This is a genomic window from Maritalea sp. S77, from assembly GCF_049801075.1.
GTDB lineage: Bacteria > Pseudomonadota > Alphaproteobacteria > Rhizobiales > Devosiaceae > Maritalea.
The window spans coordinates 61,954-88,579 of sequence record NZ_JBNAGG010000006.1; the positions used below are offsets into that span (position 1 = coordinate 61,954).

Consider the following 26,626-nt stretch of genomic DNA (forward strand, 5'->3'; position numbering starts at 1 on the left):
GAAGCCCCTGCAACTTTGCAGGGGCTTTTTTATTGCTCGTTGAGCGCGCCCAACATGTCATGGGTCAGTTTGCCGAAGCCAAATTCTGACCGTTTGATGTTGCCGATATTGGTTGCGAACGCGAAGGATGCGTTGGTTTTGGGATCATTGACCAAAAAGGCGTACCACATTGTGTTTGAACCGTTGTGGAACAGGCTTAATCGCCCATCTTCGCTAAAGCTCATCCAAATCCAGCCTGCCGCGTAAGGCGGGTGATTTTCGTTTATTTGCTGTGGCGATGTGTGCAGCGCTTTTGCCGTTTCAGCGGAAATATAGTCGCTTGTGCCTGCATCAATGGCCAGATGAGCTTGGCCATATTTTGCCAGATCTGCCAAACTCATATGTACGATGCCTGCAGGCCCCATAATGGCTGAATTGTCAGCATTGGAAGAGGTCGGGTCCATCGCCTGGGTCAACACCATCAGTTTTTTGGCATGGCCCCACGGGTTTTGGCCTTGAGGTGGACCAAAGCCGGCGCTGGTCAATTTCAGTGGTTCAAACACTTCCTCTCGCACCAATTGTTCCCACGATTTTCCGGCTCGCTGCACTGCCAATTGCCCAGCGATGGTGTAGCCAACATTGGAATATTCGAAATTTGTGCCGGGGGTAGTTTCTGGTGCTTTTTGCAAAATGCTCAACACAGCGTCTTGCCTTGCACTGTCTAGTTCAGCTTGGTTTTCGAAATCTCGATTGGCGAGAACTTTCAGCCCAAAATTTGTTTTTGCGCCGCTAGTGTGATGCAGCAATTGGCTCATGGTGACTGTGCGCCAAGCGGGGTCAAAATTTTCAGCTTGCTCAGGCCACAAATCTGTAATGCTATCGGAAAGATTTAGCTTACCCTGATCGGCCAAGCGGCCAATCATAGTCGCAGTGATGGATTTGGTGATGGAGCCGATATGCCAAACATCATTTGCGTCAATAGAAAATTCTGTGTCTTTGCGTTGAAGTCCGCTGTGCGACTCGGCGACAATATTGCCATTCTGCATCACGACGCCGCCATTGCCGATTTGTCCGGCATCTTGCAGAATCTGAGGCAAGCGGTCATCCATCATTTTTTGCAGATTTGCATTTGTGTTTTGATCTTGGGCATGAGCGCTCATGAACAGGCCTTTCGAGCTTAATGTAGTAATAAAAATCAGGGGAATTAGCTGGGGAATTTTGGATAAGTACATCATTTTTGCCTTAAGTAATTGTTTTATATTAAAATATATGAAAGTTATTTAATATGAGTCAGCCGCCTATTCAAGATCGCCCGGATACATTTATTTTAGATCGGCCAGAGCAATTGCGCGTGCTGGGGGCGACAGCCACGCATGATGTTTTTATCGGGCTGTTGAATATCCGTGAGGGGGGCGTGGCAGATATTGCCAGGGCGATTGGTCGAAGCCCGCATAGTCTATATCACCATATTGAAAAGCTGGTGGATGTGGGGCTGGTTTTGCCAGCTGGTGAACGCCGATCGGGCGCACGCACAGAGCAACTTTATCGACCAGTCGCACATTTGTTGCAAACAGATCCGGATAATGATGATCCAGACTATCTGGCCGCTATTGCAGAGAATGCAAGAGCCGATTTTCGCCGCGCAGGGAAAGCTGCAACGTTCGCATTGGAGCATGGGTTGGCTAAACGGCAGCCGGGCGAAGCAAACATTGCTTCTTTGCAGTTCACGGTGCCTTTGAATGATAAACAGAGACAGCGTTTGTTGTCACGGCTAAATGCAGTGGTGGATGAGTTCACCAGTGAGCTAGAAGAAGAGGAAGGTGCGCCTCTTCATTTGGTGACATTGGGGTTAAGCCCGCTGAAATCCTCATAGCACAGTTTTTAGGCGCGAGTGCCGCAGAGCCAATTAGTCGGACTTTTGCGATGCAATCTCCCTCATGCTCTCGCTCACCTTTTTCTCCCATTCGTCAACGGATTCCCTCACGCGCGTCATATATTGCTCATTCTCGGTGGCGGGCACATTGACTTGCCAGAGTTCTGCCATTTCCACCATAAATTTGCGGTCTACGCTTTCAAATTCATCAACCATTTGCTGGGCGATATCCCTTTTGTGTCCCAAGGCTTCCAAGCTCGACCGTGAGGCGCGGATAGAACTGTCATAGGTTTCGCGAATAATGTCGCGACATCCATGTGCCCAGAGGTCGTAAACATGGTTCCGATCAAGGGCGCGGGCAATCACATGCACATGCGGATAATTTTTGATGACATAATGGGCCAAGTCCGTGATGGCTTGCTTGTCATCAATTGCGATGACCAACATTTTCGCGTGTTCGATGCCTGCTGCGTGCATAAGGTCGGGCCGCGTGGCATCGCCGAAATACACTTTCAAGCCGAATTGCCGTAGCATCGCCAATTGTTCTGAGCTGTAATCCACCACGGTGGGTTGATAACCTGCCGCCCGCAATACTCTGTTGACGATACCGCCAAATCTGCCATGCCCTGCAATAATCACACCGTTGGTTTCTTCAATTTCATCAGCGGGCCGATCTTGCCCGCGGGCATAAATCGGCGCGATCACGCGGTCATAGATGATGAAAATGAAGGGGGTGAGCATCATGGATAGTGCCACCACCATCAGGAGCATTTGCGATAGTTCTTCAGACAGGATGAAGTTTGAAACGGAGAAGGAAAGTAGCACAAACCCAAATTCACCGGCTTGGGCTAAGCCTAGGCCATAAAGCCATTTATTTTCGCCCTTCAATCCAAACAACCGTGCCAACGCAAGCATGACAATCATCTTCAGCGCAATCAGGCCCAGTGTCAGCCCCATAATCAGCGCGAAATTATTAGCGAGATAGCCAAAGCTGATCCCCGCGCCAATGGTGATGAAAAACACACCAAGGAAAAGACCTTTAAATGGGTCAATATCGCTTTCGAGCTCGTGGCGATATTCGCTGTTCGCCATCACCACGCCAGCAAGGAAAGTGCCGAGAGCTGGCGACAGGCCAACCAATGACATGAGCAGGGCGATCCCCAGCACTAACATCAGGGCGGTTGCGATCAACAGCTCCCGCAATCTGGCTTTTGCGACATAGCGGAAAATAGGATTGGTGAGCAAAACACCGCCGATGATCACAACGGCAATGGCCGCGAGCGTCACCAGTGCGGTTTGCCAACCTTCAAGGCCGCTCACAAGGCTCAGGCTTTCGCCGTGCCCATCGTCGCCATGGTGCCCCGCCGACATCAGCTCGGGCAGGGCGAGTAGGGGGATTAAGGCCAGCATGGGGATAACCGCAATGTCTTGGAACAACAAAGTTGAAAAGCTCGCGCGCCCGCCATCGCTGCGCATTAAACCTTTTTCATTCAGCGTTTGATTGACAATCGCGGTGGATGAAAGCGCAAAAATAAGCCCAATCGCGATGGCAGATTGCCACGCAACGCCGATGAGCAGCGACACACCAGCGATAGCGGTGGCGGTGAGTAAAACTTGTGCGCCGCCAAGCAAAAATATCTGCCCACGCATTTCCCATAGGCTTTTGGGGCTCATTTCTAAGCCAACAATAAACAACATCATGACCACGCCAAATTCGGCGAAGTGCTGCAGTGAGGTGATGTCTGCTTCAACATAACTCAGAATGGGAGCGACGATGATGCCTGCGATCAGATATCCCAACACCGACCCCAGCCCAAGGCGCGTTGCAATGGGAACACAAATCGCGCCCGACAAAAACAAAATGAATGCGATCAACATAAATTCGACGGTCACAATATTTCCCCTATCCTTGATATCCCCAGCTCCACAGCTAGTTTGGAGCGGCTTTCGGCAAACCGTCAAATGGTTTCAGGTAGATTTTGCCCGCCTTGCTTATATTTGTGGCGATTGGCGCAAAAAAATGTCGCAATCGCCCGGCAGTGATTGCATGCCGGAGCCGCCAAGGTTAGAACTGGTGCCACATATTTTTGGGTCGGGGTTTTCATGCGTTCTTTTTGCCGTGTCATTTTGCTCGTCTTGACATTTTTGTTGGGCGCAGGGCCAAGCTTTGCTTTGCCGCAATTGCTATTGGATATGCGCACGGGTGAGGTTTTGTTTGAAAGCGAAGCGGGTCGCCCTTGGCATCCTGCCTCGTTGACCAAATTGATGACGGCCTACGCCGCTTTTGAGGCGATTGCCTCTGGGCGGGTGACGCTCGATACACCCGTGGTGATGAGTGAAAACGCCCTTAAGGCACCACCAAGTAAAATGGGTTTTCCCGTCGGAACAGCGGTTACGCTCGAAGATGCGCTTTATTTGATGTTGGTTAAATCAGCCAACGATGTGGCCACCGCCATTGGCGAAACCATCGGCGGTTCGGAGCCAGATTTTGTGCGCCTGATGAACAGCCATGCCGCCAATCTGGGGCTAACTGCCACGCGCTTTGCCAACTCACATGGATTGCATGATCCAAACCAAGTCACCTCCGCGCGCGATATTGCAATTTTGGCCTTTGTGATCCGATCTCGCTATCCGCAATATGATGAAATATTTGAGACCCGCGCGATTAAGTTCGGCAATTCGACCTTAAAATCGTTCAATGTGCTGCTGGAGAAGTTTCGCGGCACCACAGGCATGAAAACCGGCTATGTATGTTCATCAGGGCTCAATATTGTTGCCACGGCTGAGCGCAATGGTCGCGAGTTAATGGCGGTTGTGTTTGGCGGCGTTTCGGCGCGTGAACGTGGCGAATTGGCTGCGCTGTTGTTGGAACGTGGCTTTCAAGGGCGCTATGGCGGCACCCGCAAAAGTGTGACGGCCATTGCAAATTTGGCCATGTCGCCTCCGGACCGCCGCCCGGAAATGTGTGGCGCTGATGCGAAGGCATATTTGACGGCCCGCAAAGCGGCATTTCCTTTTGGGTTGGAAGGTCAGATCAGCTATTTGAACGATGACGTGCCGCGCAAAGTGGTGCGGGTGACCACATTGGGTAAGTTGGTGAATGTGGAATTGCCACGGCCTCGGCCTGCTTATGCCTTTGTGCCAAAGCCGATTGAATTGCCACGCCCTCGACCAGTGGTTCTACGCTGATTTTTCGCGTCGATAATGCATTTCTAACTCGATCAGCTTTTGCTTCCGCCAGAGGCCGCCGCCATAACCAGTGAGCTGTCCGTCCGCCCCGATCACGCGATGGCAGGGGATGATCACTGCAATTTGGTTGGCGCCATTTGCGCGAGCAACGGCGCGCGCCGCAGTGGGATTGCCCAAGCGTTTCGCCAATGCGCCATAGCTTACGGTTTCTCCGGCAGGAATTGTCTGTAACATCTGCCACACTGTTTGGGTGAAGGCGGAGCCATGTAGGGCTAGTTTTAGGTCAAATGTGGGGCGTTTACCGTCAAAGAACTCCAGCATTTGTCGCTGGGTTTCCTCGATGATCGGCGTTGTGCCGAAGCCCATTTGCCCCTTGGCGGCTTTGAATAATTTCTTCAATTCGGTGGACAGTGCTTTGCGGTCGTGAAACTCCAGCAAATGCAAGTGAGCTTCGTCGGCCACGGCAATCATGGTGCCCAAGGGCGTGTCGAACCAATCTGCTTTAAGCGGCGCATCGGCACTAAAGTCTTTTGGCTTTAGACCAATATTTTTCGCAAAGGCGGTGCGGAACGCGCTGGGCGATGAAAAGCCCGCATCCAGTTGAGCTTCGATCATCTTGCCGCCGTCCTTCAGCGTGGTGAAGCTGTTGCGCAGGCGGGTCAGCCGCGCCATTTCCAAAAAAGTGATGCCGAACTGGCGTTTGAACGCACGCCGCACGGTAGAGGGGTCAAAACCCAAACGGGTGATGTCGCTTTCCTGCCAAAAATGATCGGGACGCTCTTCAAGCGCCGTTACCAATGTGCGGATGGCTTTGTTGCCCTCAGCTTCGCTGGTGGTGGGATGGCACTTTTTGCATGCGCGAAACCCCATCTCAAGCGCTTCGCTTGCGGTTTCAAAAAAGGTGCAATTTTCGCGTTTTGGTTTTCGTGCCGGGCAGGTGAGTCGACAGAAAATGCCCGTGGAAGATACAGCGACAAACACACGACCATCATAGGATGGATCGCGGTTGAGAAGGGCCTGATAAAGTTGATCGTCATTTGGTAATTGAAATAGCATGGTCACATCTTATCGTAAGATTTGTGACAGGTCTGTCTCAATTCGGGCGTCTAATTATTTTTGGATCAGAAAACGGATTACGCCATCTTCCGTGCTGTGTTCAGTAAGGGTGAAGCCTTGCTTGTTGCACATATTGGGAATGTCGATGGACGCCAACGGGTCGGTTGCTAAGAGTGTGATTGATTGACCGGCCGCAATCTCGGCCAATGCTTTCTCTGCTTTTATAACAGGCAGGGGGCAGTTTAGCCCCCTTGTATCAACGAGCCGCTCGCTCATTTTGCGAGACCAAGCACCCAATAGGTGCCATAGGTCGAGTTCGCATCATAATGCACGGCGATGGCTGCTTTGGAAGCGAATGGGTTCAAGAGGACTTTTGAGTCCTTGGCGCTGTTGCGCCATCCGGAAAATGTGTCAGCAAAGGTGGCATAGCCCGCGCTGGTGAGGCTGGCTGTTTCGCCGGGCACATTCAAAGGCTTAGTGGCCGCTTGGCTGTTGCCGTTCTTTGCGTAGGCCACGGCAGCGTCTTGTGCTTTCACCTGCACATTTGCGTCCAAGGTCAGCATGTTGAGGCCATTGGCTGTGCGATATTGGTTGATTAGGTTCAGCGCGGCTTGCCGATCCAATTGCGGATTGTTTGTGTCCATCCGCGCTGTCAAAGCCGCTGGCAATTGACTGGTCATGGTGGTGCAGGCTGCCAATGGCAACATCAAAACTAATCCAAGCAATAATTTACGCATAAAAACTCCCAACCGCATCATCGCAAATGGCTCATATCAGAACCCACAAAAAACAGCCAGCAAAGCTTTGCTGGCTGCGGCAAAATTGCCTGATAAGTGCGGCGGAAATGAGATGATCAACTGGCGCGATCGATGCGGGTTGTAAAGCAACTATAGGCCGCAGATCGAATGTGGATGAAGGCAACATCCTGATAAGCAAATATCTTTTCGGCTTGTTCCAGTAATTCCTTCACCTTCACGATCTGACCCGTGCGATAATCAATTTTCTCATCTGCCGAATAGCCTCGGATCAGAAACTGCTCGCGTTCGGCAATCACGGGTGGCAGCGCGCCATTTTTATCTTCAAAACGCTGGCAATTGTCTTCGCAGATGAAAATCGGACCGATCTCAGAGAAAGCGCCAATTGATTGAAAGGGCTTGTAAGCCCCGAGCAGAACGCCCTTACCCTCGGGGATGTTTTTCAGACAATGGCGACAGGGCGCGCCGCCGTCAGAAATGCGGTGTTCTGGTAGAAGACCGTGAGCGTCGGTGCCGCCATTGCGCCAGTTGTTGGCTATTTCGGTCGGAATCGCGGTGAATTTGATCGACATATATATGCTCCTTTTTGAAGGAAAATTGCGCAAGGTGCGTCGAAACTCGACCCGATTTTTACATTGCGACTTTTTGCGTTTTCGCTTCGTTGATTGCTTCGAGCAATCGGGCCACGCCAATCTCCAAGGACTGATCATTGATGATCTGGGTTTGCGGCAAGCTGGGGTCGATGTCGTCTACTTTGCGGTTGAGCCGCTGGGTGATTTCTTCTTTGGTTTCCCGGCCACGGCCCGCAAGGCGTTCGGCACGCAAGGCCAGTGGCGCGGTGATGTTGATCACGTGGATTGGATATTTTTGATGGGCGATCGGCAATTGTTTGCGCGACGTATTGCAGATCAGCGTTTTACCAGCGCGCAATTCATCCTCAATGGTTTTCGGGATGATGTAGCCGAGGCCGTGGGCGCGCCAGTGCAAAGCGAAATCGCCCTGCTGCACCATCTCTTCATATTGGGTTTCGCTGATGGTGCCGTGATCTTCCAGTTCAGCCATCGCCTCACGGGTGATTAGGCGGCGCACAAAGCCGATATTGGGATCTTGGCTGAGCGCGTCGGCCGCGCCCGCCATCAAAGTGTCTTTGCCTGCGCCAGAAGGGCCAACGACAAAAATCAAAATGCCCTTAAAAGCGTCCGACATATTGCGTTCCTTAGATTACGCGTTGGCCGTCGCGCCATACCGCACGTACGATCGGCACGCCATCTTCAGGCAAATGCACGCGGGCAAAATCAGCTTTTTTGCCCACAGCAATTTCACCGCGGTCGTCAAGGCCTGCAGCTCGGGCAGGGTTGAGCGAGACTTTGGCAATGGCGTGGGGCAGGCTGATTTGCTCTACATTCTCTGCCAGTTTGAACGCACCTTGCATCAAGGAGAAGGGCACATAGTCTGAGCTTAGAACGTCCAGCAAACCTTCTTTGGCCAAATCGGTGGCGGAAATATTGCCTGAGTGCGATTTGCCACGCACCACGTTTGGTGCACCCATCAGGATCGCTAGGTTCGCATCGCGAGAGGCTTTCGCCGCTTCAATGGTGGTTGGGAATTCGGCAATGGCTACGCCATCACGTTTGGCTTCGTCCACATGTTCTGCTGTCGCATCATCATGGCTGGCAAGGGCCAAGCCAATCTCATGCCCGCGTTTAACAATTGCCTGGCGGTTCGGCGCAGAAAATTGCTCATGCTCGGCGATACGTGCGGCGATGAAATGTTCCATCTCCGCATCGCTCATGCCGGTTTTGCCTTGGTAATAAAGGTAATATTGTTCCAACTGCATAAATTGGCGTTGGCCCGGCGTGTGGTCCATCAGGGAGGCCAGTTTCACCAGTTCATTTTGGCAATATTGCTCAAACTGCTCCAAAGCATCATGGCTGGACAATTCGCAGCGCAAATGGATCAAGTGATCTGAGCGGAGGCGTTTTTCCGCCTTGGCCTTGGTGATGGCGCCCACCAACACATCGACGTGCTCGCCCATATTTTTCATATCAGTATCAGAGCCGATCCGCACCGCGTCGAACACGGTGGTTATACCTGATGAAGTGACTTGCGCATCATGGGCATGCAACGCGGCCATCGGGTCCCAGAATACACCGGGCCGGGGGCGGTAGTGGCTTTCCAAATGATCAGTATGCAATTCAACCAGGCCCGGCACCAGATAGTCGCCGTCAAAATCGAGGCCAGTGTCGCCTGTGCTTGCCATGTCGGCGATCACACCGTCTTGAACGTTTAAGGCGCCTGTCATTTCGCTGTCTGCAAGGATCAGCTTTGCATTTTTAATGCTTAGATTTTCATTCATTTCATCTCAGCTTTCGTTCAGCCCTTTAAAGGGAAATCTTCTAATCGAACAACAGGCGCGCCTTGTTCTGGCTCGTGATATAGCGCCAAATTGTTGAAGGTGTAGGTGCGTTCCAGCTCTTCCGCAAACCAATGCTGCGCGGCTTCAAAAAGCATCTTGCCTGCCAGTTCATCCACTTGCCCCGTTAGGGTCAAATGCATTTTGAACTGCTCGCTCACATAAGGGTAACCCCATTTATCCAGTAGCTCGATCTGGCGTTCATTGAGGCCAGAAGCGATGCGTTCTTGCCGTTTTTCTTGGCTAAGTGGCGCGCGATAGCGATCAAAATGGCGCACCACTTTTTGCGCAAATTTGGTCAATTCTTCGCTTTGTTGCGCAGGGACCATGGCGATAAATTTGCCGATTTGATGCAGTTTTAGCGCGCCGATTTCGACAGGTTTTTGCACATTGGCAAATGCTCTTAGCTCCCGCCGTAGCGAATCGATATTGGTGTTGGGGGCCAAATGGAACGGTGCTTTGATGGTGGCATGAAAGCCATAACGCCGCGGCGAGGCCGTAAACCGATATTGGTCAACTGGCGTCATGCCGTTGATTGATGGCTGCGCCAACTCACCTTTTTGATGGCAATCGCGCCCAAGCCATTGGCTGGCTTTTTGCCACAAAGAGTCATTTGTGGCTGGCGCATAATATATCGCATAACGCTCAGACATGAGGGACCTTAAGAATTGGAAGGCGTGAACTCGCGCCTTCGCATAGTCTATTTAAATGTCAGCAATTTGACAGTCATTTATTTCGCCAATTTATGCTGCACGTTGCACCGCGAATTTGGTGACATCGATCACGCGATCTGCCACCTTGTCGCGCGTATCCGCATCGTGAAAAATGCCCAGCATGGCGGTGCCATTGGCTTTGCGTTCTTCAATTAGCGACAGCACAACCTGCCGATTGGCTGCATCAAGTGAAGCTGTTGGCTCATCGAGCAGCAGCAATTTGTGCTCACCCATAAAGCCGCGGGCAATGTTCACCCGTTGCTGTTCGCCGCCAGAGAAAGTGGCGGGGGGCAGGCCCCACAAATGCTCAGGGATATTGAGCTGACTAAGCATTTTGGCGGCCTTTTCTTGGGCAACTTCTTCGCTGTGCCCCCATTGGCGGGCCACTTGTGCCACCAAATCAAGGGCAGACACGCGAGGAATTGCCGAGAGGAACTGACTCACATAGCCGATAGTGGATTGGCGCAAGCGCAAGATCTCGCGCGGTGAGGCGGTGACCAAATCGGTGTGCTGATCGCCATGGGCAATGATGATTTCGCCTGCATCGGCAGCATAGTTGCCATAGATCATTTTCAGCAAGGTGGATTTGCCCGCGCCTGACGGGCCGCCAAGCACCACACATTCGCCAGCGAAAACTTCAAATCCTGCCCCGTCCATAACGGGCAATTGCAAGCCATTTTGCAAATGCATCACGAAGGATTTGGTCAAGTTTTGAACACTCAAAATCTTTTGTTGCATTGGATTAACTCCCCACATGCAGAATGGATGACACCAGCAATTGCGTATAGGCTTGGTGCGGGTCATCTAGAACTTGGTCGGTTAGACCTTGCTCAATCACCTTGCCGTCTTTCATCACCATAATGCGGTCTGACAACAAACGTGCGACGGCCAGATCGTGGGTGACGATAATGATGGAGAGGCCAAGTTCCGAGACCAAACGACGAATCAAATCGAGCAGGCGCGCCTGCACCGATACGTCGAGACCACCAGTTGGCTCGTCCATAAACACCAGACGTGGGTTGGTCACCAGATTGCGGGCAATTTGCAGCCGCTGCTGCATGCCACCTGAGAAAGTGCGGGGGGCATCGTCGATACGATCCGCTTGAATTTCCACTTTCTCCAGCCAGTCGAGGGCGGTGTCGCGGATCTTGCCATAATGGCGGTCGCCTAGTGCCATCAAGCGTTCACCCACATTGGCACCGGCCGACACATTCATGCGCAACCCATCGCGGGGGTGCTGGCGCACAAAGCCCCAATCGGTGCGCAGCAAAATGCGCTGTTGGGCTTCGCTCATCTCATACAGATTGTCCATCTGTCCCTTGCGGCCACGATAATAGACCGCCCCGTCGGTCGGGATGATTTGAGTGGAAAGGCAATTGAGCAGGGTGGTTTTGCCCGAGCCGCTTTCGCCCACAATCGCCAGCACTTCGCCGGGATAAAGGTCGAAATTGACATCCTTACAGCCCAGATGCTGGCCATAAAAATGCGATAGATTTTTCACGCTCAACAAAGGCAAGTCTTGATCAAGGCTCATTGCATGCGCTCCTTATAGTCGGCATTGAGCGGGCCAAGATGGCCTTCGCTCTGGCGGGTTTCGCAATAATCACTGTCCGAGCACACAAACATATTGTTGCCTGCATCATCCAAAATCACCTCGTCAAAATAGACGCCTTCTGCGCCGCACATGGCGCATTTGGTGTCGGGCCATTCCTGAATGGTGAAGGGATGATCTTCAAAATCGAGGCTCACCACATCGGTGTAAGGCGGCAGTGCGTAAATCCGTTTTTCGCGGCCTGCACCGAACAATTGCAAGGCTTTGGATTTGTGCATTTTCGGGTTGTCGAATTTGGGTGTCGGTGACGGGTCCATCACATAGCGACCTTCCACCATCACAGGATAAGCATAAGTGGTGGCGATGTGGCCGTGGGTGGCGATATCTTCATAAAGCTTCACATGGATCAGGCCATATTCGCTCAAGGCGTGCATTTTGCGGGTTTCGGTTTCCCGTGGTTCCAAAAAGCGCAGCGGCTCGGGAATGGGCACTTGATAAACCAGCGTTTGATGCTCTTGCAGTTCCTCTTCCGGAATGCGGTGCCGAGTTTGAATCACGGTCGCTTCGCTGGTGTGGGTTGTTAGGTCCACATTGGCGGTTTTGGCGAAGAAATTACGGATCGAGACCGCATTTGTGGTGTCGTCCGCGCCTTGGTCGATCACTTTAAGAATATCGCTTTCGCCCAAAACTGAGGCCGTGACCTGCACGCCGCCGGTGCCCCAGCCATAGGGCATAGGCATTTCGCGCGCAGCGAATGGCACTTGATAGCCGGGCACCGCGATGCCTTTCAGGATCGCGCGGCGAATCATGCGTTTGGTCTGTTCATCGAGATAGGCAAAATTGTAGGCCGGGGCCTCATTGGTCAATTGATCAAGGCTCATTGGGCCGCCTCCATTTTTGGCGCGTCGTCGTCGCCAATTTCCTTTTGCTGCGCGTCAAATTCCTTGCGCATGGTGCGGATCAGGTCCAATTCGGCTTGGAAATCCACATAGTGCGGCAGCTTCAAATGCTCCACAAAGCCTGTGGCTTGAATATTATCGGAGTGTGACAGCACAAACTCCTGATCTTGTGCCGGGGCGGAAAATTCTTCGCCCAGCTCTTTCCAGCGGAGCGAGCGATCCACCAGTGCCATCGACATGGCTTTGCGTTCCGCTTGCCCGAACACCAGGCCGTAGCCGCGGGTGAACGCAGGTGGCGCTTTGGCGCTGCCTTTAAACTGATTGATCATTTGGCATTCGGTCACTTCCATGGTGCCGATGGGCACGGCAAAGCCAAGTTCTTCAGCAAAGAACTCTACCTCGACTTCGCCAAAGCGAATTTCGCCGGCGAAAGGGTGTGAGCGGGCATATCCACGCTGGGTTGAGTAGCCGAGCGCCAGCAAGAAACCCTCATCGCCGCGGGCCAGATTTTGCAGCCGCACATCGCGATCGGTTGGAAAATCGATTGGCGTGCGGGTTAAGTCGCCTGTTTCATGGCCTTCGTCAAATTGATGGTCTGGCTCGATCATGCCGGACTTGCCCAAAATGTCGGAAACCCGCGGTACTTCCGCGTTCAGATCAATGTCTTCGTCACTTGAAGGGGGTGTTTCGGGTGCCGCTTCGGCGTCGAAATCAAAGTTTATCAGGCGATGCGAATAGTCAAAGGTTGGCCCAAGCACCTGGCCGCCGGGCAAATCCTTAAAGGTTGCCGAGATGCGGCGTTCGATGGCCATCTTGCCGGTTTCGATGGGTTCTGCATAGCCAAAGCGCGGCAGGGTGGTGCGATAAGCGCGGATCAAAAAGATCGCCTCGATCAAATCACCCTGCGCTTGCCGAATGGCCATGGCGGCCAATTCTGGATCATAAAGCGAGCCCTCGCCCATCACGCGATCAACGGCGAATGACAATTGCTCAGTGATCTGGTCCAGACGCAGGCCGGGCACATTTTCATTGCCCCGACGTTTGGCGGCGAACAATGTGTGGGCGTTTTTGATGGCCTTTTCGCCACCTTTTACAGCAACATACATGTCTATTCTCCTTGCGCCGGATCGAGATTGATTTTGGTGGAGCGGGGCAGGGCAGCCAGTTGCGTTTCGGTCACGAAAATATGGTCGATGCCCAATGGATATTCCGCATTGTTGGCTTCAGCCTGCTGCCAGAATTGTTCGCTCAAGCTGGAGGAGGCGAAAGCACGACTGGTTTCAATGCCGGGGCCGGAAAGCGTTGCGCCCGCCTGATTGGCCAGATCGTTCACGGCGATGATGACCGTGGTGGATTGGTCAGGATATTCATGATTGCCCATATTGAAAGCGTGGTCGCCTTCTAAGGGGCCTGCACTGCTCAAAAAGGCAAATTGCGCTTTTTGTGGATCACTTGTGGTGGCGGCGCCGGTGTGGAACGCTAAGAATTGGCGTGTCTCGGTCGTATTGAGTGCCTCATCAAGATAGATCAGCGTTTCTGCGTCACATAGGGTCAGGGCAGCCATGGCGGCAACAGGGTTGAGGGCGCCGGCATTGTCCACTTTATGCGGCGCATCATAGATTTTCCCCGGCTGCGCCATGGCATCCATAATCGCTTTAAAGCTCTGTTGACTTTGATGGGTGAGGTCGGTGAAACCCTGTGCGATAGCTTGTTGTGGCATTGTCATTATCCGTCTCCCCGCACCATAGTGAAAAAGTCGACCTTTGTGGCTGCGGCTTTTTTCAGCTTGTCTTTTTTGGCTGTGACTTGCTCTTGCTCCAGCGGTGCGATGATGTTGGCTTCAACGCTTTGCTTGTGCGCTTCGCTCAACCAGACGGCATCGAAGAAGGCAGCGATGGCGGCTTTACGTTGATTGCGGCCTTGGCAGTATGCATGGCCAACTTCGCCACTTTCCAATTGAATGGCGGCGCGGGTCACAGTCATTTCGCCCAGATTAAACGGTGCCCCGCCGCCGCCGATCCGCCCGCGTGTCATCACTAAGCCCGTCTCGGGCTTGCGGGCGAATGTCCAGTCTGGCTTGTCAGCAAATTTCTCATACAGATCTTCAAGTTGTTGGTCGGGCGCTTGCGCCAAAACGCGCATAACGCGCTGGCGAGCGATCACCTCAGCATTTTCAGCTTTATTGTCGGGGGAGGAAGGCGCGGTCATGAATTGGCTCTTTTCAGTTTTTGAAAGATCAGAACGGGTGCTGTCCTAAAGCATTTCAAAAAATTTGTCTATACTAATTGTATATATTTGTATACTTTTGTTTGTATGGTTTATTAAAGTGCGAAATTGTTGCAGCCATATGACGGCACCAAAGGCTTGGGAGTGCAGGGTTTGAATAAGATTGAACGTGGACGGGGCGTTTCCCTTTGGCGGCAAATTGCTGAGCGTTTGCAGCATGAAATTGTTGCAGGCACCTACAAACCAGGTACGCAATTGCCGACCGAAATCGAATTGGCAAATGATTATGAAGTGAATCGCCACACGGTGCGGCGGGCGATTGCATCGCTCACAGAGAATGGATTTTTAACGGCGACGCGCGGGCGGGGCACATTTGTGGCAGACGCGCCAATCACCTATCCGATTTCCGCGCGCACGCGATTTTCTGAAATTATAAGTGCGCAAAAGCGGCAGCCGGGCGGGCGGCTGATCTCCTCTACTGAAGAGGTTGCGGATGAAGAGATTGCCAAACATTTGCACATAGAGTCAGGCGATCCTGTCTTGCGGATCGAAACATTGCGGGTTGCGGATGGTGTGCCGATCACAGTGGCGACCATTTGGTTTCGCAAAGACTTGTTGCCGGATCTAGTGCCGCATTATGCGGAGCTGGGTTCTATATCTAAAGCAATGGCGCGCGCTGGATATGAAAATTACAAGCGAGATAAAAGCTGGGTCACGGCGATTGCTGCCACAACACATGATGCACGCTTGTTGCAAGTGGAAATTGGCTTTCCACTGATGCAGATCACTAGTGTGAATGTGTCAGAATCAGGTGAGCCTTTGCAATATACCCGTTCGCGATTCCGCGGTGAAAGCGTTCAGCTTGAGATTGAAAGCTAGGGAAATGCTGGCTTTTCCACTTATATTTGTCTAGCGATAGGGACTTTCACAAATCTGACACGAAACCGACATTTTTGTGTTAACCAGCCGCAATAGAGATGAGCCCGAATTGAAATGGGGCACATCTTTAAATGTTGAAACTGCAAAGTGTAAATCGTCGGTTTGGGGACAAGTTGGCGGTTAAAAATATCAACCTCTCTATCGCTTCTGGCGAAATGGTGGGGGTGATTGGCTCCTCTGGTGCAGGCAAATCCACACTATTGCGCATGATCAACCAATTGATCGGCGTGAGTGATGGCACCATCGAATTTGATGGGACGAAAGTGTCTAGCCTTAAAGGTGCTGACTTGCGCAATTGGCAGCGCGATTGCGCCATGATCTTTCAGCAATTTAACTTGGTGCCGCGCTTGGATGTGCTCACCAATGTGATGTTGGGGCGCTTGAATCGGCGCAACACATTTTCTTCCCTTATTAAAAGTTTCTCAGAAGAAGAGCAGCTTGAAGCGCTTGAAGCGCTGGAGCGGTTAAGCATTGCGCAAACTGCCTTGCAGCGTGCCGGCACATTGTCTGGCGGTCAGCAGCAGCGCGTGGCCATCGCCCGCGCCTTGATGCAGCAGCCCAAAATGATTTTGGCGGATGAGCCGATTGCCTCGCTCGATCCGCGCAACGCGAAGGTTGTGATGGATAGTTTGAAGGCCATTAATGAAGATGATGGCATCACTGTCATCACCAATTTGCACACATTAGATACGGCCCGCACTTATTGCGAGCGGATCATCGGTATGTCGCATGGCGAAGTGGTTTTTGATGGCCCACCAGAAGCGCTGACCACAGATGTCGCGCGGCGCATTTATGGTGCTGAAGGGCTGAAAGATGCCTTTAGCGAAAGCATGACTTCCACATCATTGGATGAGGATGACGACACACCCGCGGATAAGCGCCGCGGGCCTTATCGTGATGCAGACGACGCACACGTGACACTGAATTGATGCGCTGGATGCGCAGCAATGAATTTCAACGGTAAACCGCATAATTTTAGGAGAATCCCATGAATGCGATCCGTACTGGTCTTTTGTCTGCAGCAGCTTTGGTTGCGATGACATCTACTGCAATGGCGTTGGATACTTTCCGCGTTGGTATTTTGGGCGGCGAAAACGAAGCCGACCGTTTGCGCAACAACCAATGCCTGATTGATCTTTTGCCTGAAGCCATTGGCGTAAATGAAGTGAAATTGTTCCCAGCGGCTGACTATGACGGCGTGATCCAAGGCCTTTTGGGCGGTACGCTTGATTATGCTGAGTTGGGCGCTTCTGGCTATGCTGCTGTTTATTTGAAAGACCCAAAAGCTGTTGATCCGATTTTGACAACAGAACAAACAGATGGCGCAACTGGCTATCACTCAATCATGTTGTCTCGCTCAGACAGCGGCATTGAAAATCTTGAAGACATGAAGGGCAAGCATCTTGGTTTTGCTGACCCAGATTCAACTTCAGGCTTCTTGGTTCCTTCAGTTGCTTTGCCAAAAGAATTGGGCGTTGAGCTGGATGAGTATTTCTCAGAAACATCATTCAATGGCGGTCACGAAAACAACGTTTTGGCTGTGCTCGATGGCAAAGTTGACGGTGGCGTAACTTGGTCATCAGGTGTTGGCGAATATTCTGAAGGCTACACATCAGGCAATATCCGCAAGATGGTTGATAAAGGCCTTTTGGACATGGAAGACGTTAAAGAGATCTGGCGTTCGCCTTTGATCCCGAACGGCCCAATCGTTGTTCGCGCTGACCTGGATAAAGATGTTCGCGCCAAGTTCAAAGACTTTATGATGAACTTACCAGAATCAAATCCTGATTGTTTCTCTGCCATCCAAGGCGGCACATATAACGGTTTTGTTGAAGTAGATCACTCATTCTACGAAACAATCGTTGCTGCCCGTAAAGCCAAAATCGGCGGCTAATTTTAAGAACCTCGTTGAAAGGACCGGTCAGATTGATCGGTCCTTTTGCATATCTATGTGGAGCGCGATTTGATGGGTGCTGTTAGCCAATCTTCACCGCCAAAACTTTCTGATGCCACCACCAAGGTGCATCAACATTATCAAGAGCTGGCGCGGACCAAAAAGCTCTATAGCTTTCTCACCATCGGTATATTGGGTGCCATTCTTGTGGCGGCCTTATGGTTTGCCAATGCCTCAAATTCCGGCAAATTTATTGATCGCATTCCGTATTTTTTCGACTTTGTTTTGAATTTTCTGCCCGATGATCCATTGGAGATTTTCCGGGCGCTCTTTGATTTGCCTTCCCCCTATGCGGATGGCTCTTTGAAATATGATTATGAAGAGGGACGGCATTATTTGTTCGGCGATTTTTATCTGCCTGAATATTTCTATGAAATGCTGGTCACGCTTAATATTGCTTTTGTGTCGACCCTGTTGGGTGGCGGCATTGCTTTTGTTCTTTGCTTTTTCGCGGCGTCCAATTTGGTTGGCTCGAAAGCTGTGCGCTTTGTGGTGCGCCGTATCATGGAATTATTGCGTGCATTTCCTGAAATTGTCATTGCGGGCTTGTTGGCGGCTATCTTGTCGCTTGGCCCGATCGCGGCGATCGCTGCCGTGTCGATCCACACCATCGGCTCATTGGGTAAGCTGTTTTTTGAAGTGGTCGAAAATGCCGACATGAAGCCGGATGAAGGTTTGCGAGCCGCGGGCGCCAGCTGGATTGAACGGGTGCGCTTTGCCATTGTGCCGCAGGTTTTGCCAAACTTTACCTCTTACGCTTTGTTGCGGGCGGAGATTAATGTGCGCGCTTCCACCATTATTGGTGCAGTGGGCGGCGGCGGTATTGGCGAAGTGTTTCGCTTGTCTTTATCGCGCGATCATGCGGCAAAAACTTACGCCATCATCCTTTTGCTCTTTGTCACCATTGTTGCCGTCGATCAGCTTTCGGGCTGGCTGCGCCGCAAAATGGTCGGCGATCAAGCGTTCCAGTTCGGCGCATAGGGAGATTGAACATGAATATGACATCTCAACTCACCGATGAGCGTCGCACTGAGCTGAAAGCGCAATATCCTGAAGTGTTTCACCAAGATCCGGTGAAGAAGTTTCGTCCGATTGCCATTGTAGCCGCGCTTATGGCTTATTTGGTGGCCTGCTTCTTTTTCTTCAATATTCCGCAGGTCTTTTCAGACGCGAAATGGGACCGGGCTGGCCTTTACATGGCCGACTGGGTGTCTTGGCAGGCACAGCCTAAAATTCGCTTCCGTGATGATGGAATCGAGCTTCAATATCCGCGCTTTTCGCCGCTTGGCGAAAATCCGAATCCGGATTGGGTCACCGCCAACGACGCGCGTGATGCGTTTCGGGTAGATTTTGGTGACGGCAATTTTATCGTTGTGCACGAAGGCTTGGTGGAGATCAAAAAAGGCGGTCAGCGTTATGATGTGGTGATCACCGATGATGCTGCGCTTTTGCCAGAAAATGCCACAAGCGAATTTGAAGAGCGCAATGGTCGCGTAAAACTTAGCTTTGGGTTTGCGGGCAATATTGAAATTCGCAACACCCAAGTGCGCGTGTGGCGCCGTTTTTGGGGGTGGGAGAATTTCTTCTTCGATCCTGGCTCCGCCTATTGGGGCATGAATGGGTTTGAAGTGATTGGTATGATCGCGGCAGGCCCTCAGATCGAGGAAGGCCAAAGCAATTTAAGCGTCGCAATCAATGATTTTCTCTATAATGCGGAATGGCAACATGCCGACGTGTTTGTGAAATTGCTGCAAACCATTGTGATGGCGTTTGTTGGCACCTTGTTTGCTGCCATCCTTGCCTTCCCGCTGGCATTTATCGCCGCGCGTAACATTACCCGTTCGAACACAGCCAACTGGTTGATGAAGCGGTCGTTCGACTTCCTGCGTTCAGTGGATATGTTGATCTGGGCGCTGTTCTTCACACGCTCGTTCGGGCCGGGGCCAATCGCTGGTATTGCCGCGATTTTCTTCACTGACACAGGCACGCTCGGCAAGCTTTATTCCGAAGCTTTGGAGAATGTGGACGACAAGCAGCGCGAAGGCGTGAAATCGCTTGGGGCGTCTCCGGTTGAAGTGCAGCGCTTTGGCGTGGTGCCGCAAGTGCTGCCGCTATTTGCGTCACAAGCGCTTTATTTCTGGGAATCAAACACCCGCTCAGCCACCATCATTGGCGCGGTGGGCGCGGGCGGCATTGGCCTTAAATTGCTCGAGGCCATGCGCACCGGAACCGACTGGGAAAATGTCGGCTATATGGTGATTTTGATCCTGATCGTCGTGTTTGTCTTTGACAATATTTCCAACCATCTCCGGTCAAAATTGATCGGTGAGGAAGCCCGATAAACGGACTTTTTTACTGCCCAAAACTATCAAATTCGCCGGCGAGGAACTTTTCCTCTGCCGGCGTATTTTTGCGTCCAAGCACTTCGTTGCGATAGGGATAGCGGCCGAATTGCTCGATAATGTTGCGGTGCTTGATTTCATATTCAAGGCTGTTTTCATTATCCAAACTTTTGAACAGTTTCACCGCTTCATCATGCACTTTCAGGCTTTCTGCGTGCATATAGGGCATATAGGCAAAAGTGCGCATCCGTGGCTCTAAATCCTGATCATCACCACGAGCCACCATTTCCTGTGCGAGGGTTAGTGCTTGCATATCTGATGCAAAGGCACGTTTGTCTTTGCGGAAAATCTGACGGCTAAATTGATCAAGGATGATGATTTCGGCCAAACGACCTTCAGCATCCACGCGCCAATCAAACAGATCGCCGCGTGCGGCTTCAAGGTGCGCATCCGAAAAGCGCTCTATAATTTTGGCATCGAAGGCTTCTCCGCCCGTGAACCAATCTTCTTCACTATGGTCGACAAACCAAAATTGAATAATGTCTTTTGCGGTCACAGTCATAAGCGCTCCTTTTGTGAGGAGATTAGATTGATCTGATCTTTTGAGAAAATCAACTTGATGTGACGTTTGGGGTCGCCTTTACGTGTCAATTTGCGCTAGTAAGGCGCAAAATCAATTTCAAGTTGGCGCACCTATGACCATTGAAACGCTCAAACCCTTTCACATGAACCGCGAGACCATGACGGGTATATCTCGCGATCTCTATAAATTGGCGGATAGTGGCAAAGAGATCATTGTGGGTTTGATCGGCGCTGGGGAGATGGGCACCGATTTGATTTTGCAAATCGGCCGAATGCGCGGTATGCGCGTCGGCGCCGTCGCCGTCCGCAATATTGATAACGCGCTGAAAGCCGTTGAGATTGCTTATGGCGACCGCGAAAATGCTGTGGTGTGCGAAAATGATGCGGCCATTTCCCGCGCAGTTGAGATGGGCAAGATTGCCGTTTGTGGCGATGCGCGTTTGGTGGCGCAAAATGCGCATGTTAGCCAAGTGATTGAGGCGACAGGCAAGCCAAGCGTGGGCGCTGAAATCGGGTTATTGACGCTGGAAGCGGGCAAGCATCTGGTGATGATGAATGTGGAAGCCGATGTGACTGTTGGCACCTATTTGCATCGTCGCGCCAAGGAGCTTGGCCTTGTTTATTCTGTTGGAGCAGGGGATGAACCATCCTCTATCATGGAGCTGATCGATTTTGCCAATGCGTTGGAATTGCCGATCATCTCTGCCGGTAAGGGTAAAAACAACCCGCTCAAATTTGACGCGGTGCCTGCGGATTATGAAGAAGAAGCTTTCGCGCGCAATATGAACCCGCGCATGCTTGTTGAATTTGTCGATGGCTCCAAAACAATGGTCGAAATGGCGGCGCTGGCCAATGCCACTGGTCTCGTGCCCGATGTGCCGGGCATGCATGGGCCGGAAGCGACCATTGATACGCTAGAAGACATTTTGATCCCAGAGGAAGATGGCGGCATCCTCTCTGGTGCGGGCAAAGTGGATTATACCATCGGAAAGGGCGTGGCGCCGGGTGTTTTTGTGGTGGTGAAGGCCCCGCATGAGCGTATTCATGAGCGTATGGCGGATTTGAAAGTAGGGCGCGGGCCTTATTTCACACTTTATCGTCCGTTCCATTTGACAAGTTTGGAAGTGCCGCTGACTTGCGCGCGCATCGCGCTTTATGGCCAGTCAGATATGGTGCCAATGGATCGGCCAGTTGCGGATGTATGCGCGGTTGCGAAAAAGGATATGCAACCGGGTGAAACATTGGATGCGATTGGGCAATATTGCTATCGCTCCTTCACCATGACGCGCGATGATGCCAAGGCAAAGGCTGCGCATCCAGTGGGGTTGATCGAAGGCGGCAAAGTGGTGGCACCGATTAAAAAAGGTGAGCTGATCACCACGCAAAACACCACCCCGGACGCGAGCTTGAAGATCGTTGATCTGCGTCGCGCCCAGGATGAAATGTTAGATTAGGCTATTCGCCTAAACAATCAGCAAAGCTGTTGCCCATATCGCGGATCAGGTTGAAATAAAGCTCTGGTCCGTCCTCAAGCTCTGCGCCAAGCGGGTCGAGCACGGCCTGTTTCACATTGGTGCCTTCTACGGCTAGATCAACCAGTTTTGCATCGAACTGAGGCTCTGCGAAAATGCAGCTGATTTGATCTTCCTTCAAATGTGCTTTCAATTCGGTCAGGCGTTTTGCACCCGGCTTGATTTCGGGGCTCAGCGTAACGGTGCCTGCGTTGGTCAGACCATATTGAGCTTCGAAATATTGATAGGCATCGTGGAAGGTCACAAACTTATGCGCTTCCAGTCCAGCCAATTGCGCTTTGATTTCCGCGTTGAGGGCGTCTAGCTTTTCAAGCGTAGCTGCGGCATTTTCTTGGTATTGCGCGGCATGTTCTGAATCGACAGTGCTTAGCTCTTCAGCGACCAGTTCGACGAAATGCTTGGCGTTTTCGACATCAAGCCAAATGTGAAGATCTGTATCGCCATGGTGATGACCCTCATGGTCGTCATGACCATGTTCGTCTTCATGAGCGTGCTCATCGTCATGGTCGTGTTCATGATCATCATGCCCGTGGTCGTCTTCATGCTCATGCTCTTCGTGATCATGCGCATCATGGTCATGATCGTCTAGGCTGACTTCGCGTATGGGCAGAAAATGGAAATGATCCTCATGATCTTGAAGTTCGATCACTTTTGCCTCTTGCGGCAAAGATGTGATCGATTTTGCCAAGAAGCTCTCAAGTTCATGACCCACCCAGAAGATAATGTCTGCATTTTGCAGGGCTTGCGCGTCTGAAGGTTTGAGCGCGTAATCATGGGGTGATGCATTGGCTGGCACGATGTTTATGGGTGTGCTGACCCCTTGGGTCACGTTGGCCACCAGTGAATGAAGTGGGCGAATGGACGTCACCACATTGAGTTCACTTGCCGTTGCAACACCTGTCATTGCTAAGCTTAGAGCTAGGGCGCTAGCGCTTAATTTCGTTCGCATCTTCATCTCCAAAATGTAATAACATAACATTGTTGCGTAACGATATAACGTATGGCAAAAAGAGGTGCAACCGTTCTTTTTAGCTGAGTGGAAATTCGTGTCCGACCAAAATAAAGCGCAAGATGCGCTGGTGCGTTTAGACAAAGTTGGCGTTTATCGCGACGGCAAATGGCTGGTGCGCGGCGTCACTTTCGATGTGCATCCGAAAGAAATTGTTACGCTGATTGGGCCAAACGGTTCGGGCAAATCCACGAGTGTGAAAACAGCTCTTGGCGTGTTGCAACCGACTGAAGGTCAGGTGCATCGGCGTCCCGATTTGCAAGTCGGCTATGTGCCGCAAAAATTTGCGTTGGATTGGACATTGCCGCTGCCCGTCAAGCGCATGATGAATTTGACCAAGAAGCATAGACACGCTGAAATCGAGCGGGCTTTGGATCTGGTTGGAATTTTGCACCTAAAGTCGGCCAATATGCAATCGCTGTCCGGCGGGGAAACACAGCGCGCTTTGTTGGCGCGTGCCTTGTTGATGCAGCCGGATTTGCTGGTGTTGGATGAACCTGTGCAGGGCGTCGATTTTGCTGGCGAGATCGCGCTTTATGATTTGATCAAAACAATTCGCGACGAAACGGGGTGTGGCATTCTGCTGATCTCTCATGATTTGCATGTGGTGATGGCGCAGACTGACACGGTGATCTGTTTGAACGGGCATGTATGCTGCCGCGGCACGCCGAAATTGGTGGCGGAGAGCGACGAATATAAGCGTTTGTTTGGTGCACGGGCCGCGCAAAGTTTGGCGGTTTATCAGCATGATCATGACCACACACATCTGCCGGATGGGCGGGTGATGCATGCGGATGGCACCATTCATGATCATTGTGACCATGCCCATGACACGCCGCATCAAAAGGAGCATCACTAATGGGTATTTTTGATGATTTCTTCATGCGCGCATTAATCGCTGGCATTGGCTTCGCCTTGGTCACTGGCCCATTGGGTTGCTTTATTGTGTGGCGGCGCATGGCCTATTTTGGTGACACGATGGCCCATTCGGCCTTGCTAGGTGTTGCGTTGAGTTTCGTGTTTAATCTCAATTTGATGGTTGGCGTGATTGCGGTAGCGTTGATGGTGTCCTTTGCCTTGTTGATCTTAGAAAAGCGGCAATCGCTATCAGCTGACGCGCTTTTAGGCATTCTCTCGCATTCCACGCTGGCGTTGGGCTTGGTCATTGTCAGCCTGATGACGTCCGTCCGCATTGATTTGATGGGATTATTGTTTGGCGATATCCTTGCAGTCACCACCGTTGATATTCAAATGGTCTATGGCCTTGGCGCGATTGTTTTGGCAATTCTGATTTGGTTTTGGCGGCCCTTGGTGGCGGCAACGGTGAATGTGGAATTGGCGCAAGCGGAAAATATGAAGCCACAGCGCAGCCGCTTTATCTTGATGGTGCTTTTGGCGTTGTTGATCGCCATTGCCATGAAAATTGTCGGGATTTTGTTGATCACGGCCTTGCTGATTATTCCAGCAGCTACGGCGCGCCGCTTTGCGGCAACGCCGGAGATTATGGCTTTGCTGGCCTCCATTTTTGGCGTTGTCGCGGTGATTGGCGGCCTATATGGTTCTTTATATTATGACACGCCTTCTGGCCCTTCTATTGTGGTGGCGGCGTTGATCATCTTTTTGATTTCATTGGTGCCGAAAAATATGTTCGGGGCCAAAAACCAATCTGCGGAGGCGCATCATGACTGAGCAAAACTTGACTAAAAATCAGGATCTCGTGCTCAATCAATTGGGTAAATCCAAAACCCCTATGAGCGCCTATGATCTTTTGGATAAATTGCGCGAAAAGGGCTTAAAAGCGCCGCTGCAAATTTATCGGGCGCTGGATAAACTCACTGAAATGGGCCTTGCCCATCGTCTCGAAAGCTTAAACGCTTTTGTGGCCTGCGCTCATCCCAACTGTCATGAAAATGAACTGATCGCCTTTGGCATTTGCGAAAATTGCAACAAGGTTTGGGAATTCTCTGACGAAGAGGTGAGCAAGCGCCTCGACCTTTGGGCAAAAGAGCGTGACTTTACGCCGATCAAAACCAGCCTTGAAATTCGCGGTATTTGCGCCAAGTGCGCCTAAGTCCCCTTCCTTTGCTTGCCATTATGCCCCACGCCTGATAGGAAGCGCGTCCGCATTTTATCAGATTGTCATCTTGCAGGGATAAGCCGTCGCGATCCCGGCAGGATTTTTACGTTCTTTGGAGGGGTATATGGGCGCTCAATTTTCCTATGGTGTTGATTTCGGCACGACCAATACGGTGATCGCTCGGGCCAGCCAAAATGGCGATGTGGACACCGTTCAGTTTGGCATGGGCGACCAGATGTCTGATGTTTATAGGTCCGTACTGTGCTTTCAGAAAATCGAGCGCGAACGCTCATTTGATGTGGAAGTAAGCGCGGGGCTTGAGGCGATCAAATCCTATTTGTCGGCCTTGTCAGAAATCCGATTTATTCAATCCTTTAAAAGCCATGCGGCCAGTCGCTTGTTTGAAGAAACGCGGGTGTTTGGTCAAAAATATCGGTTTGAAGATTTGCTGGCATCGTTTCTGCAAACGGCGCGCAATAGTGCCGCTAGCGGGCTAGACGAGATGGGCACCACCTTTATTTCTGGCCGTCCTGTTGCGTTTGTGGGTGCTTCGCCTGATGATCAATTGGCGATGGAACGCTATGAATTAGGCTATAAGCAGGCTGGGTTTCCCACCCCGCAACATGTTTATGAGCCAGTGGGCGCAGCCTATTCCTATGCCAAACGATTGAAGAAAGATGCGACCGTTTTGGTGGGCGATTTCGGCGGTGGTACGAGTGACTTTTCGATCATTCGGTTTGAGCGGCATGGCGATAAGGTGATTGCGCATCCTTTGGGCTATGCCGGGATGGGCATTGCTGGCGACAGCTTTGATTATCGTATTATCGATGCAGTGATTTGCCCGGAATTGGGCAGGGGCACGCAATATAAATCCTTTGATAAAATCCTAGAGATCCCAAAGCATTATTTCGCCAATTTTGCGCGGTGGCACCAGCTTGCCGTTTTGAAAACGCCGCAAAATATGAATGAATTGGAAGAGCTTTGGAACGCATCCCTTGCGCCTGACAAGTTGGAGGCTCTGATCGATACGATTATGGATGATCGCGGCTTTGATATTTATCGCGCCGTGTCCGGTGCCAAAGCAGAATTGTCTTCCAACCCTACCGCAAAGCTTCAGATTAAACTGGGCAAAATTCAAATCGACCAGGTGATCAAGATCAATGATTTTGAGCATTGGATCGAGAAGGATTTGGCACAGATTGGTCAGGCGGTTGATGGTTTGTTTGCGCGTGAGCACATCAAAATTGAAGATATCGACCATGTGTTTCTCACGGGTGGATCGTCGTTCATCCCTGCGGTGAAGCGGTTATTTGCGGATCGGTTTGGGCCCGAAAAGCTGGCAGATGGCAATCAATTTCAATCTGTTGCCCATGGCCTGGCGTTGATTGGTTTGCTTGACGATGTGAAGCCTTGGCTGGCGGGTGCTGAGCTGGAGCTGAGCTAATACATATCGCCAATTTGGGAACCAATTCGCCTGTGCTGCTGTTATCTCTTTGAACAGCGGGGAATGTTTCTCTCCGCGCAAAGAGTGACAGG

29 protein-coding genes are annotated in these 26,626 nt (G+C 51.5%); 12 read left to right on the top strand and 17 right to left on the bottom strand.

All coding sequences use genetic code 11. The annotated features are described in order from the left end of the window. Positions 1-29 precede the first annotated feature (29 nt). Positions 30-1,139 carry a serine hydrolase domain-containing protein gene (locus ACP15Y_RS15860; protein ID WP_424984088.1) on the bottom strand — a complete coding sequence of 370 codons (1,110 nt, stop codon included), beginning with the start codon at positions 1,137-1,139 and terminating at the stop codon, positions 30-32. Positions 1,140-1,264: 125 nt separating this feature from the next. Here ACP15Y_RS15860 and ACP15Y_RS15865 point away from each other — a divergent pair, with 125 nt between their 5' ends. Next, the gene (locus ACP15Y_RS15865; protein ID WP_424984089.1) at positions 1,265-1,852 is read left to right on the top strand and encodes a hypothetical protein; all 588 of its coding nucleotides are present in this window, start codon (positions 1,265-1,267) and stop codon (positions 1,850-1,852) included. Positions 1,853-1,885: 33 nt separating this feature from the next. Here the strand turns inward: ACP15Y_RS15865 and ACP15Y_RS15870 are convergent, their stop codons facing one another. Further along, the gene (locus tag ACP15Y_RS15870) at positions 1,886-3,745 is read right to left on the bottom strand and encodes a monovalent cation:proton antiporter-2 (CPA2) family protein (RefSeq protein WP_424984090.1); all 1,860 of its coding nucleotides are present in this window, start codon (positions 3,743-3,745) and stop codon (positions 1,886-1,888) included. Between the two features lie 210 nt (positions 3,746-3,955). Between ACP15Y_RS15870 and ACP15Y_RS15875 the strand changes: the two genes are divergently transcribed. Continuing rightward, positions 3,956-5,041: a D-alanyl-D-alanine carboxypeptidase family protein gene (locus ACP15Y_RS15875; RefSeq protein ID WP_424984091.1), complete on the top strand. Its 1,086-nt coding sequence runs from the start codon at positions 3,956-3,958 to the stop codon at positions 5,039-5,041. Here ACP15Y_RS15875 and ACP15Y_RS15880 read toward each other — a convergent pair. The 13 genes from ACP15Y_RS15880 to phnG form a co-directional block, all read right to left on the bottom strand. Next, the gene (locus ACP15Y_RS15880; protein WP_424984092.1) at positions 5,033-6,097 is read right to left on the bottom strand and encodes a bifunctional transcriptional activator/DNA repair enzyme AdaA; all 1,065 of its coding nucleotides are present in this window, start codon (positions 6,095-6,097) and stop codon (positions 5,033-5,035) included. The genes ACP15Y_RS15875 and ACP15Y_RS15880 overlap by 9 nt on opposite strands. Before the next feature lie 54 nt (positions 6,098-6,151). Further along, positions 6,152-6,373 carry a sulfurtransferase TusA family protein gene (locus tag ACP15Y_RS15885; protein ID WP_424984093.1) on the bottom strand — a complete coding sequence of 74 codons (222 nt, stop codon included), beginning with the start codon at positions 6,371-6,373 and terminating at the stop codon, positions 6,152-6,154. Next, positions 6,370-6,834 carry a CAP domain-containing protein gene (locus tag ACP15Y_RS15890; protein ID WP_424984094.1) on the bottom strand — a complete coding sequence of 155 codons (465 nt, stop codon included), beginning with the start codon at positions 6,832-6,834 and terminating at the stop codon, positions 6,370-6,372. Before ACP15Y_RS15890 ends, ACP15Y_RS15885 begins: the two co-directional genes overlap by 4 nt. 116 nt (positions 6,835-6,950) lie before the next feature. Further along, positions 6,951-7,424 (bottom strand): DUF1203 domain-containing protein, encoded by a 474-nt coding sequence (locus tag ACP15Y_RS15895; protein ID WP_424984095.1) that lies wholly within the window; start codon positions 7,422-7,424, stop codon positions 6,951-6,953. A 58-nt stretch (positions 7,425-7,482) separates the two neighbouring features. Continuing rightward, complete coding sequence (gene phnN / locus ACP15Y_RS15900; protein ID WP_424984096.1) at positions 7,483-8,058, bottom strand: phosphonate metabolism protein/1,5-bisphosphokinase (PRPP-forming) PhnN; 576 nt, start codon at positions 8,056-8,058, stop codon at positions 7,483-7,485. 10 nt (positions 8,059-8,068) lie between these two features. Continuing rightward, positions 8,069-9,208, bottom strand: a complete 1,140-nt coding sequence (locus ACP15Y_RS15905) for an alpha-D-ribose 1-methylphosphonate 5-triphosphate diphosphatase (protein ID WP_424984097.1) — start codon at positions 9,206-9,208, stop codon at positions 8,069-8,071. A gap of 17 nt (positions 9,209-9,225) precedes the next feature. After that, on the bottom strand, positions 9,226-9,918 hold the full coding sequence (locus ACP15Y_RS15910; RefSeq protein WP_424984098.1) for a DUF1045 domain-containing protein: 693 nt from the start codon (positions 9,916-9,918) through the stop codon (positions 9,226-9,228). Between the two features lie 90 nt (positions 9,919-10,008). Further along, positions 10,009-10,716 (bottom strand): phosphonate C-P lyase system protein PhnL, encoded by a 708-nt coding sequence (gene phnL / locus ACP15Y_RS15915; protein ID WP_424984099.1) that lies wholly within the window; start codon positions 10,714-10,716, stop codon positions 10,009-10,011. Positions 10,717-10,720: 4 nt separating this feature from the next. Next, the gene (gene phnK / locus ACP15Y_RS15920) at positions 10,721-11,512 is read right to left on the bottom strand and encodes a phosphonate C-P lyase system protein PhnK (protein ID WP_424984100.1); all 792 of its coding nucleotides are present in this window, start codon (positions 11,510-11,512) and stop codon (positions 10,721-10,723) included. After that, positions 11,509-12,411 carry an alpha-D-ribose 1-methylphosphonate 5-phosphate C-P-lyase PhnJ gene (locus ACP15Y_RS15925; protein WP_424984101.1) on the bottom strand — a complete coding sequence of 301 codons (903 nt, stop codon included), beginning with the start codon at positions 12,409-12,411 and terminating at the stop codon, positions 11,509-11,511. The genes phnK and ACP15Y_RS15925 overlap by 4 nt, the downstream gene beginning before the upstream one ends. Next, entirely contained in the window at positions 12,408-13,535 is a 1,128-nt protein-coding gene (locus ACP15Y_RS15930) for a carbon-phosphorus lyase complex subunit PhnI (RefSeq protein ID WP_424984102.1), read from the bottom strand. Before ACP15Y_RS15930 ends, ACP15Y_RS15925 begins: the two co-directional genes overlap by 4 nt. Before the next feature lie 2 nt (positions 13,536-13,537). Beyond that, positions 13,538-14,155, bottom strand: coding sequence for a phosphonate C-P lyase system protein PhnH (gene phnH / locus ACP15Y_RS15935; RefSeq protein WP_424984103.1), 618 nt, complete (start codon positions 14,153-14,155; stop codon positions 13,538-13,540). Continuing rightward, positions 14,155-14,637: a phosphonate C-P lyase system protein PhnG gene (gene phnG / locus ACP15Y_RS15940; RefSeq protein ID WP_424984104.1), complete on the bottom strand. Its 483-nt coding sequence runs from the start codon at positions 14,635-14,637 to the stop codon at positions 14,155-14,157. Before phnG ends, phnH begins: the two co-directional genes overlap by 1 nt. A gap of 162 nt (positions 14,638-14,799) precedes the next feature. Between phnG and phnF the strand changes: the two genes are divergently transcribed. From phnF to phnE (ACP15Y_RS15965), 5 genes are all read left to right on the top strand, one after another. Continuing rightward, entirely contained in the window at positions 14,800-15,534 is a 735-nt protein-coding gene (gene phnF / locus ACP15Y_RS15945; RefSeq protein ID WP_424984184.1) for a phosphonate metabolism transcriptional regulator PhnF, read from the top strand. Positions 15,535-15,665: 131 nt separating this feature from the next. Continuing rightward, a complete protein-coding gene (phnC, locus tag ACP15Y_RS15950) occupies positions 15,666-16,523 on the top strand; it encodes a phosphonate ABC transporter ATP-binding protein (protein ID WP_424984105.1) in 858 nt (285 codons plus the stop codon). Positions 16,524-16,582: 59 nt separating this feature from the next. Further along, complete coding sequence (phnD, locus tag ACP15Y_RS15955) at positions 16,583-17,488, top strand: phosphonate ABC transporter substrate-binding protein (protein WP_424984106.1); 906 nt, start codon at positions 16,583-16,585, stop codon at positions 17,486-17,488. Between the two features lie 72 nt (positions 17,489-17,560). Further along, positions 17,561-18,529 carry a phosphonate ABC transporter, permease protein PhnE gene (phnE, locus tag ACP15Y_RS15960; protein WP_424984107.1) on the top strand — a complete coding sequence of 323 codons (969 nt, stop codon included), beginning with the start codon at positions 17,561-17,563 and terminating at the stop codon, positions 18,527-18,529. Positions 18,530-18,540: 11 nt separating this feature from the next. Beyond that, entirely contained in the window at positions 18,541-19,890 is a 1,350-nt protein-coding gene (gene phnE / locus ACP15Y_RS15965) for a phosphonate ABC transporter, permease protein PhnE (protein ID WP_424984108.1), read from the top strand. 10 nt (positions 19,891-19,900) lie between these two features. Here phnE (ACP15Y_RS15965) and ACP15Y_RS15970 read toward each other — a convergent pair whose 3' ends face one another. Beyond that, positions 19,901-20,452 carry a DUF924 family protein gene (locus ACP15Y_RS15970; RefSeq protein WP_424984109.1) on the bottom strand — a complete coding sequence of 184 codons (552 nt, stop codon included), beginning with the start codon at positions 20,450-20,452 and terminating at the stop codon, positions 19,901-19,903. A gap of 163 nt (positions 20,453-20,615) precedes the next feature. Here ACP15Y_RS15970 and ACP15Y_RS15975 point away from each other — a divergent pair, with 163 nt between their 5' ends. Next, positions 20,616-21,926, top strand: a complete 1,311-nt coding sequence (locus ACP15Y_RS15975; protein ID WP_424984185.1) for an NAD(P)H-dependent oxidoreductase — start codon at positions 20,616-20,618, stop codon at positions 21,924-21,926. Between the two features lies 1 nt (position 21,927). Here ACP15Y_RS15975 and znuA read toward each other — a convergent pair whose 3' ends face one another. After that, entirely contained in the window at positions 21,928-22,953 is a 1,026-nt protein-coding gene (gene znuA, locus ACP15Y_RS15980; protein WP_424984110.1) for a zinc ABC transporter substrate-binding protein ZnuA, read from the bottom strand. 97 nt (positions 22,954-23,050) lie between these two features. Between znuA and ACP15Y_RS15985 the strand changes: the two genes are divergently transcribed. From ACP15Y_RS15985 to ACP15Y_RS16000, 4 genes are all read left to right on the top strand, one after another. After that, positions 23,051-23,872 carry an ATP-binding cassette domain-containing protein gene (locus ACP15Y_RS15985; protein WP_424984111.1) on the top strand — a complete coding sequence of 274 codons (822 nt, stop codon included), beginning with the start codon at positions 23,051-23,053 and terminating at the stop codon, positions 23,870-23,872. Beyond that, positions 23,872-24,702: a zinc ABC transporter permease subunit ZnuB gene (gene znuB, locus ACP15Y_RS15990; RefSeq protein ID WP_424984112.1), complete on the top strand. Its 831-nt coding sequence runs from the start codon at positions 23,872-23,874 to the stop codon at positions 24,700-24,702. The genes ACP15Y_RS15985 and znuB overlap by 1 nt, the downstream gene beginning before the upstream one ends. Next, positions 24,695-25,084 carry a Fur family transcriptional regulator gene (locus ACP15Y_RS15995; RefSeq protein ID WP_424984113.1) on the top strand — a complete coding sequence of 130 codons (390 nt, stop codon included), beginning with the start codon at positions 24,695-24,697 and terminating at the stop codon, positions 25,082-25,084. Before znuB ends, ACP15Y_RS15995 begins: the two co-directional genes overlap by 8 nt. 130 nt (positions 25,085-25,214) lie before the next feature. Further along, a complete protein-coding gene (locus ACP15Y_RS16000) occupies positions 25,215-26,534 on the top strand; it encodes an Hsp70 family protein (RefSeq protein ID WP_424984114.1) in 1,320 nt (439 codons plus the stop codon). The last annotated feature ends 92 nt before the right edge of the window (positions 26,535-26,626 follow it).

Excerpts from the sequence above, each read along its gene's own strand:
- phnL (WP_424984099.1), bottom strand. The coding sequence starts at position 10,716 with ATGCAACAAAAGATTTTGAGTGTTCAAAACTTGACCAAATCCTTCGTG.
- ACP15Y_RS16000 (WP_424984114.1), top strand. The coding sequence starts at position 25,215 with ATGGGCGCTCAATTTTCCTATGGTGTTGATTTCGGCACGACCAATACG.
- phnG (WP_424984104.1), bottom strand. The coding sequence starts at position 14,637 with ATGACCGCGCCTTCCTCCCCCGACAATAAAGCTGAAAATGCTGAGGTG.
- phnE (WP_424984108.1), top strand. The coding sequence starts at position 18,541 with ATGAATATGACATCTCAACTCACCGATGAGCGTCGCACTGAGCTGAAA.
- ACP15Y_RS15930 (WP_424984102.1), bottom strand. The coding sequence starts at position 13,535 with ATGTATGTTGCTGTAAAAGGTGGCGAAAAGGCCATCAAAAACGCCCAC.
- ACP15Y_RS15875 (WP_424984091.1), top strand. The coding sequence starts at position 3,956 with ATGCGTTCTTTTTGCCGTGTCATTTTGCTCGTCTTGACATTTTTGTTG.
- ACP15Y_RS15885 (WP_424984093.1), bottom strand. The coding sequence starts at position 6,373 with ATGAGCGAGCGGCTCGTTGATACAAGGGGGCTAAACTGCCCCCTGCCT.
- znuA (WP_424984110.1), bottom strand. The coding sequence starts at position 22,953 with ATGCGAACGAAATTAAGCGCTAGCGCCCTAGCTCTAAGCTTAGCAATG.
- ACP15Y_RS15975 (WP_424984185.1), top strand. The coding sequence starts at position 20,616 with ATGAACCGCGAGACCATGACGGGTATATCTCGCGATCTCTATAAATTG.
- ACP15Y_RS15905 (WP_424984097.1), bottom strand. The coding sequence starts at position 9,208 with ATGAATGAAAATCTAAGCATTAAAAATGCAAAGCTGATCCTTGCAGAC.
- phnE (WP_424984107.1), top strand. The coding sequence starts at position 17,561 with ATGGGTGCTGTTAGCCAATCTTCACCGCCAAAACTTTCTGATGCCACC.
- ACP15Y_RS15865 (WP_424984089.1), top strand. The coding sequence starts at position 1,265 with ATGAGTCAGCCGCCTATTCAAGATCGCCCGGATACATTTATTTTAGAT.
- ACP15Y_RS15995 (WP_424984113.1), top strand. The coding sequence starts at position 24,695 with ATGACTGAGCAAAACTTGACTAAAAATCAGGATCTCGTGCTCAATCAA.
- ACP15Y_RS15880 (WP_424984092.1), bottom strand. The coding sequence starts at position 6,097 with ATGCTATTTCAATTACCAAATGACGATCAACTTTATCAGGCCCTTCTC.
- phnH (WP_424984103.1), bottom strand. The coding sequence starts at position 14,155 with ATGACAATGCCACAACAAGCTATCGCACAGGGTTTCACCGACCTCACC.
- phnD (WP_424984106.1), top strand. The coding sequence starts at position 16,583 with ATGAATGCGATCCGTACTGGTCTTTTGTCTGCAGCAGCTTTGGTTGCG.
- ACP15Y_RS15925 (WP_424984101.1), bottom strand. The coding sequence starts at position 12,411 with ATGAGCCTTGATCAATTGACCAATGAGGCCCCGGCCTACAATTTTGCC.
- ACP15Y_RS15860 (WP_424984088.1), bottom strand. The coding sequence starts at position 1,139 with ATGAGCGCTCATGCCCAAGATCAAAACACAAATGCAAATCTGCAAAAA.
- phnC (WP_424984105.1), top strand. The coding sequence starts at position 15,666 with ATGTTGAAACTGCAAAGTGTAAATCGTCGGTTTGGGGACAAGTTGGCG.
- ACP15Y_RS15970 (WP_424984109.1), bottom strand. The coding sequence starts at position 20,452 with ATGACTGTGACCGCAAAAGACATTATTCAATTTTGGTTTGTCGACCAT.
- ACP15Y_RS15890 (WP_424984094.1), bottom strand. The coding sequence starts at position 6,834 with ATGCGTAAATTATTGCTTGGATTAGTTTTGATGTTGCCATTGGCAGCC.
- ACP15Y_RS15895 (WP_424984095.1), bottom strand. The coding sequence starts at position 7,424 with ATGTCGATCAAATTCACCGCGATTCCGACCGAAATAGCCAACAACTGG.
- znuB (WP_424984112.1), top strand. The coding sequence starts at position 23,872 with ATGGGTATTTTTGATGATTTCTTCATGCGCGCATTAATCGCTGGCATT.
- phnK (WP_424984100.1), bottom strand. The coding sequence starts at position 11,512 with ATGAGCCTTGATCAAGACTTGCCTTTGTTGAGCGTGAAAAATCTATCG.
- phnN (WP_424984096.1), bottom strand. The coding sequence starts at position 8,058 with ATGTCGGACGCTTTTAAGGGCATTTTGATTTTTGTCGTTGGCCCTTCT.
- ACP15Y_RS15910 (WP_424984098.1), bottom strand. The coding sequence starts at position 9,918 with ATGTCTGAGCGTTATGCGATATATTATGCGCCAGCCACAAATGACTCT.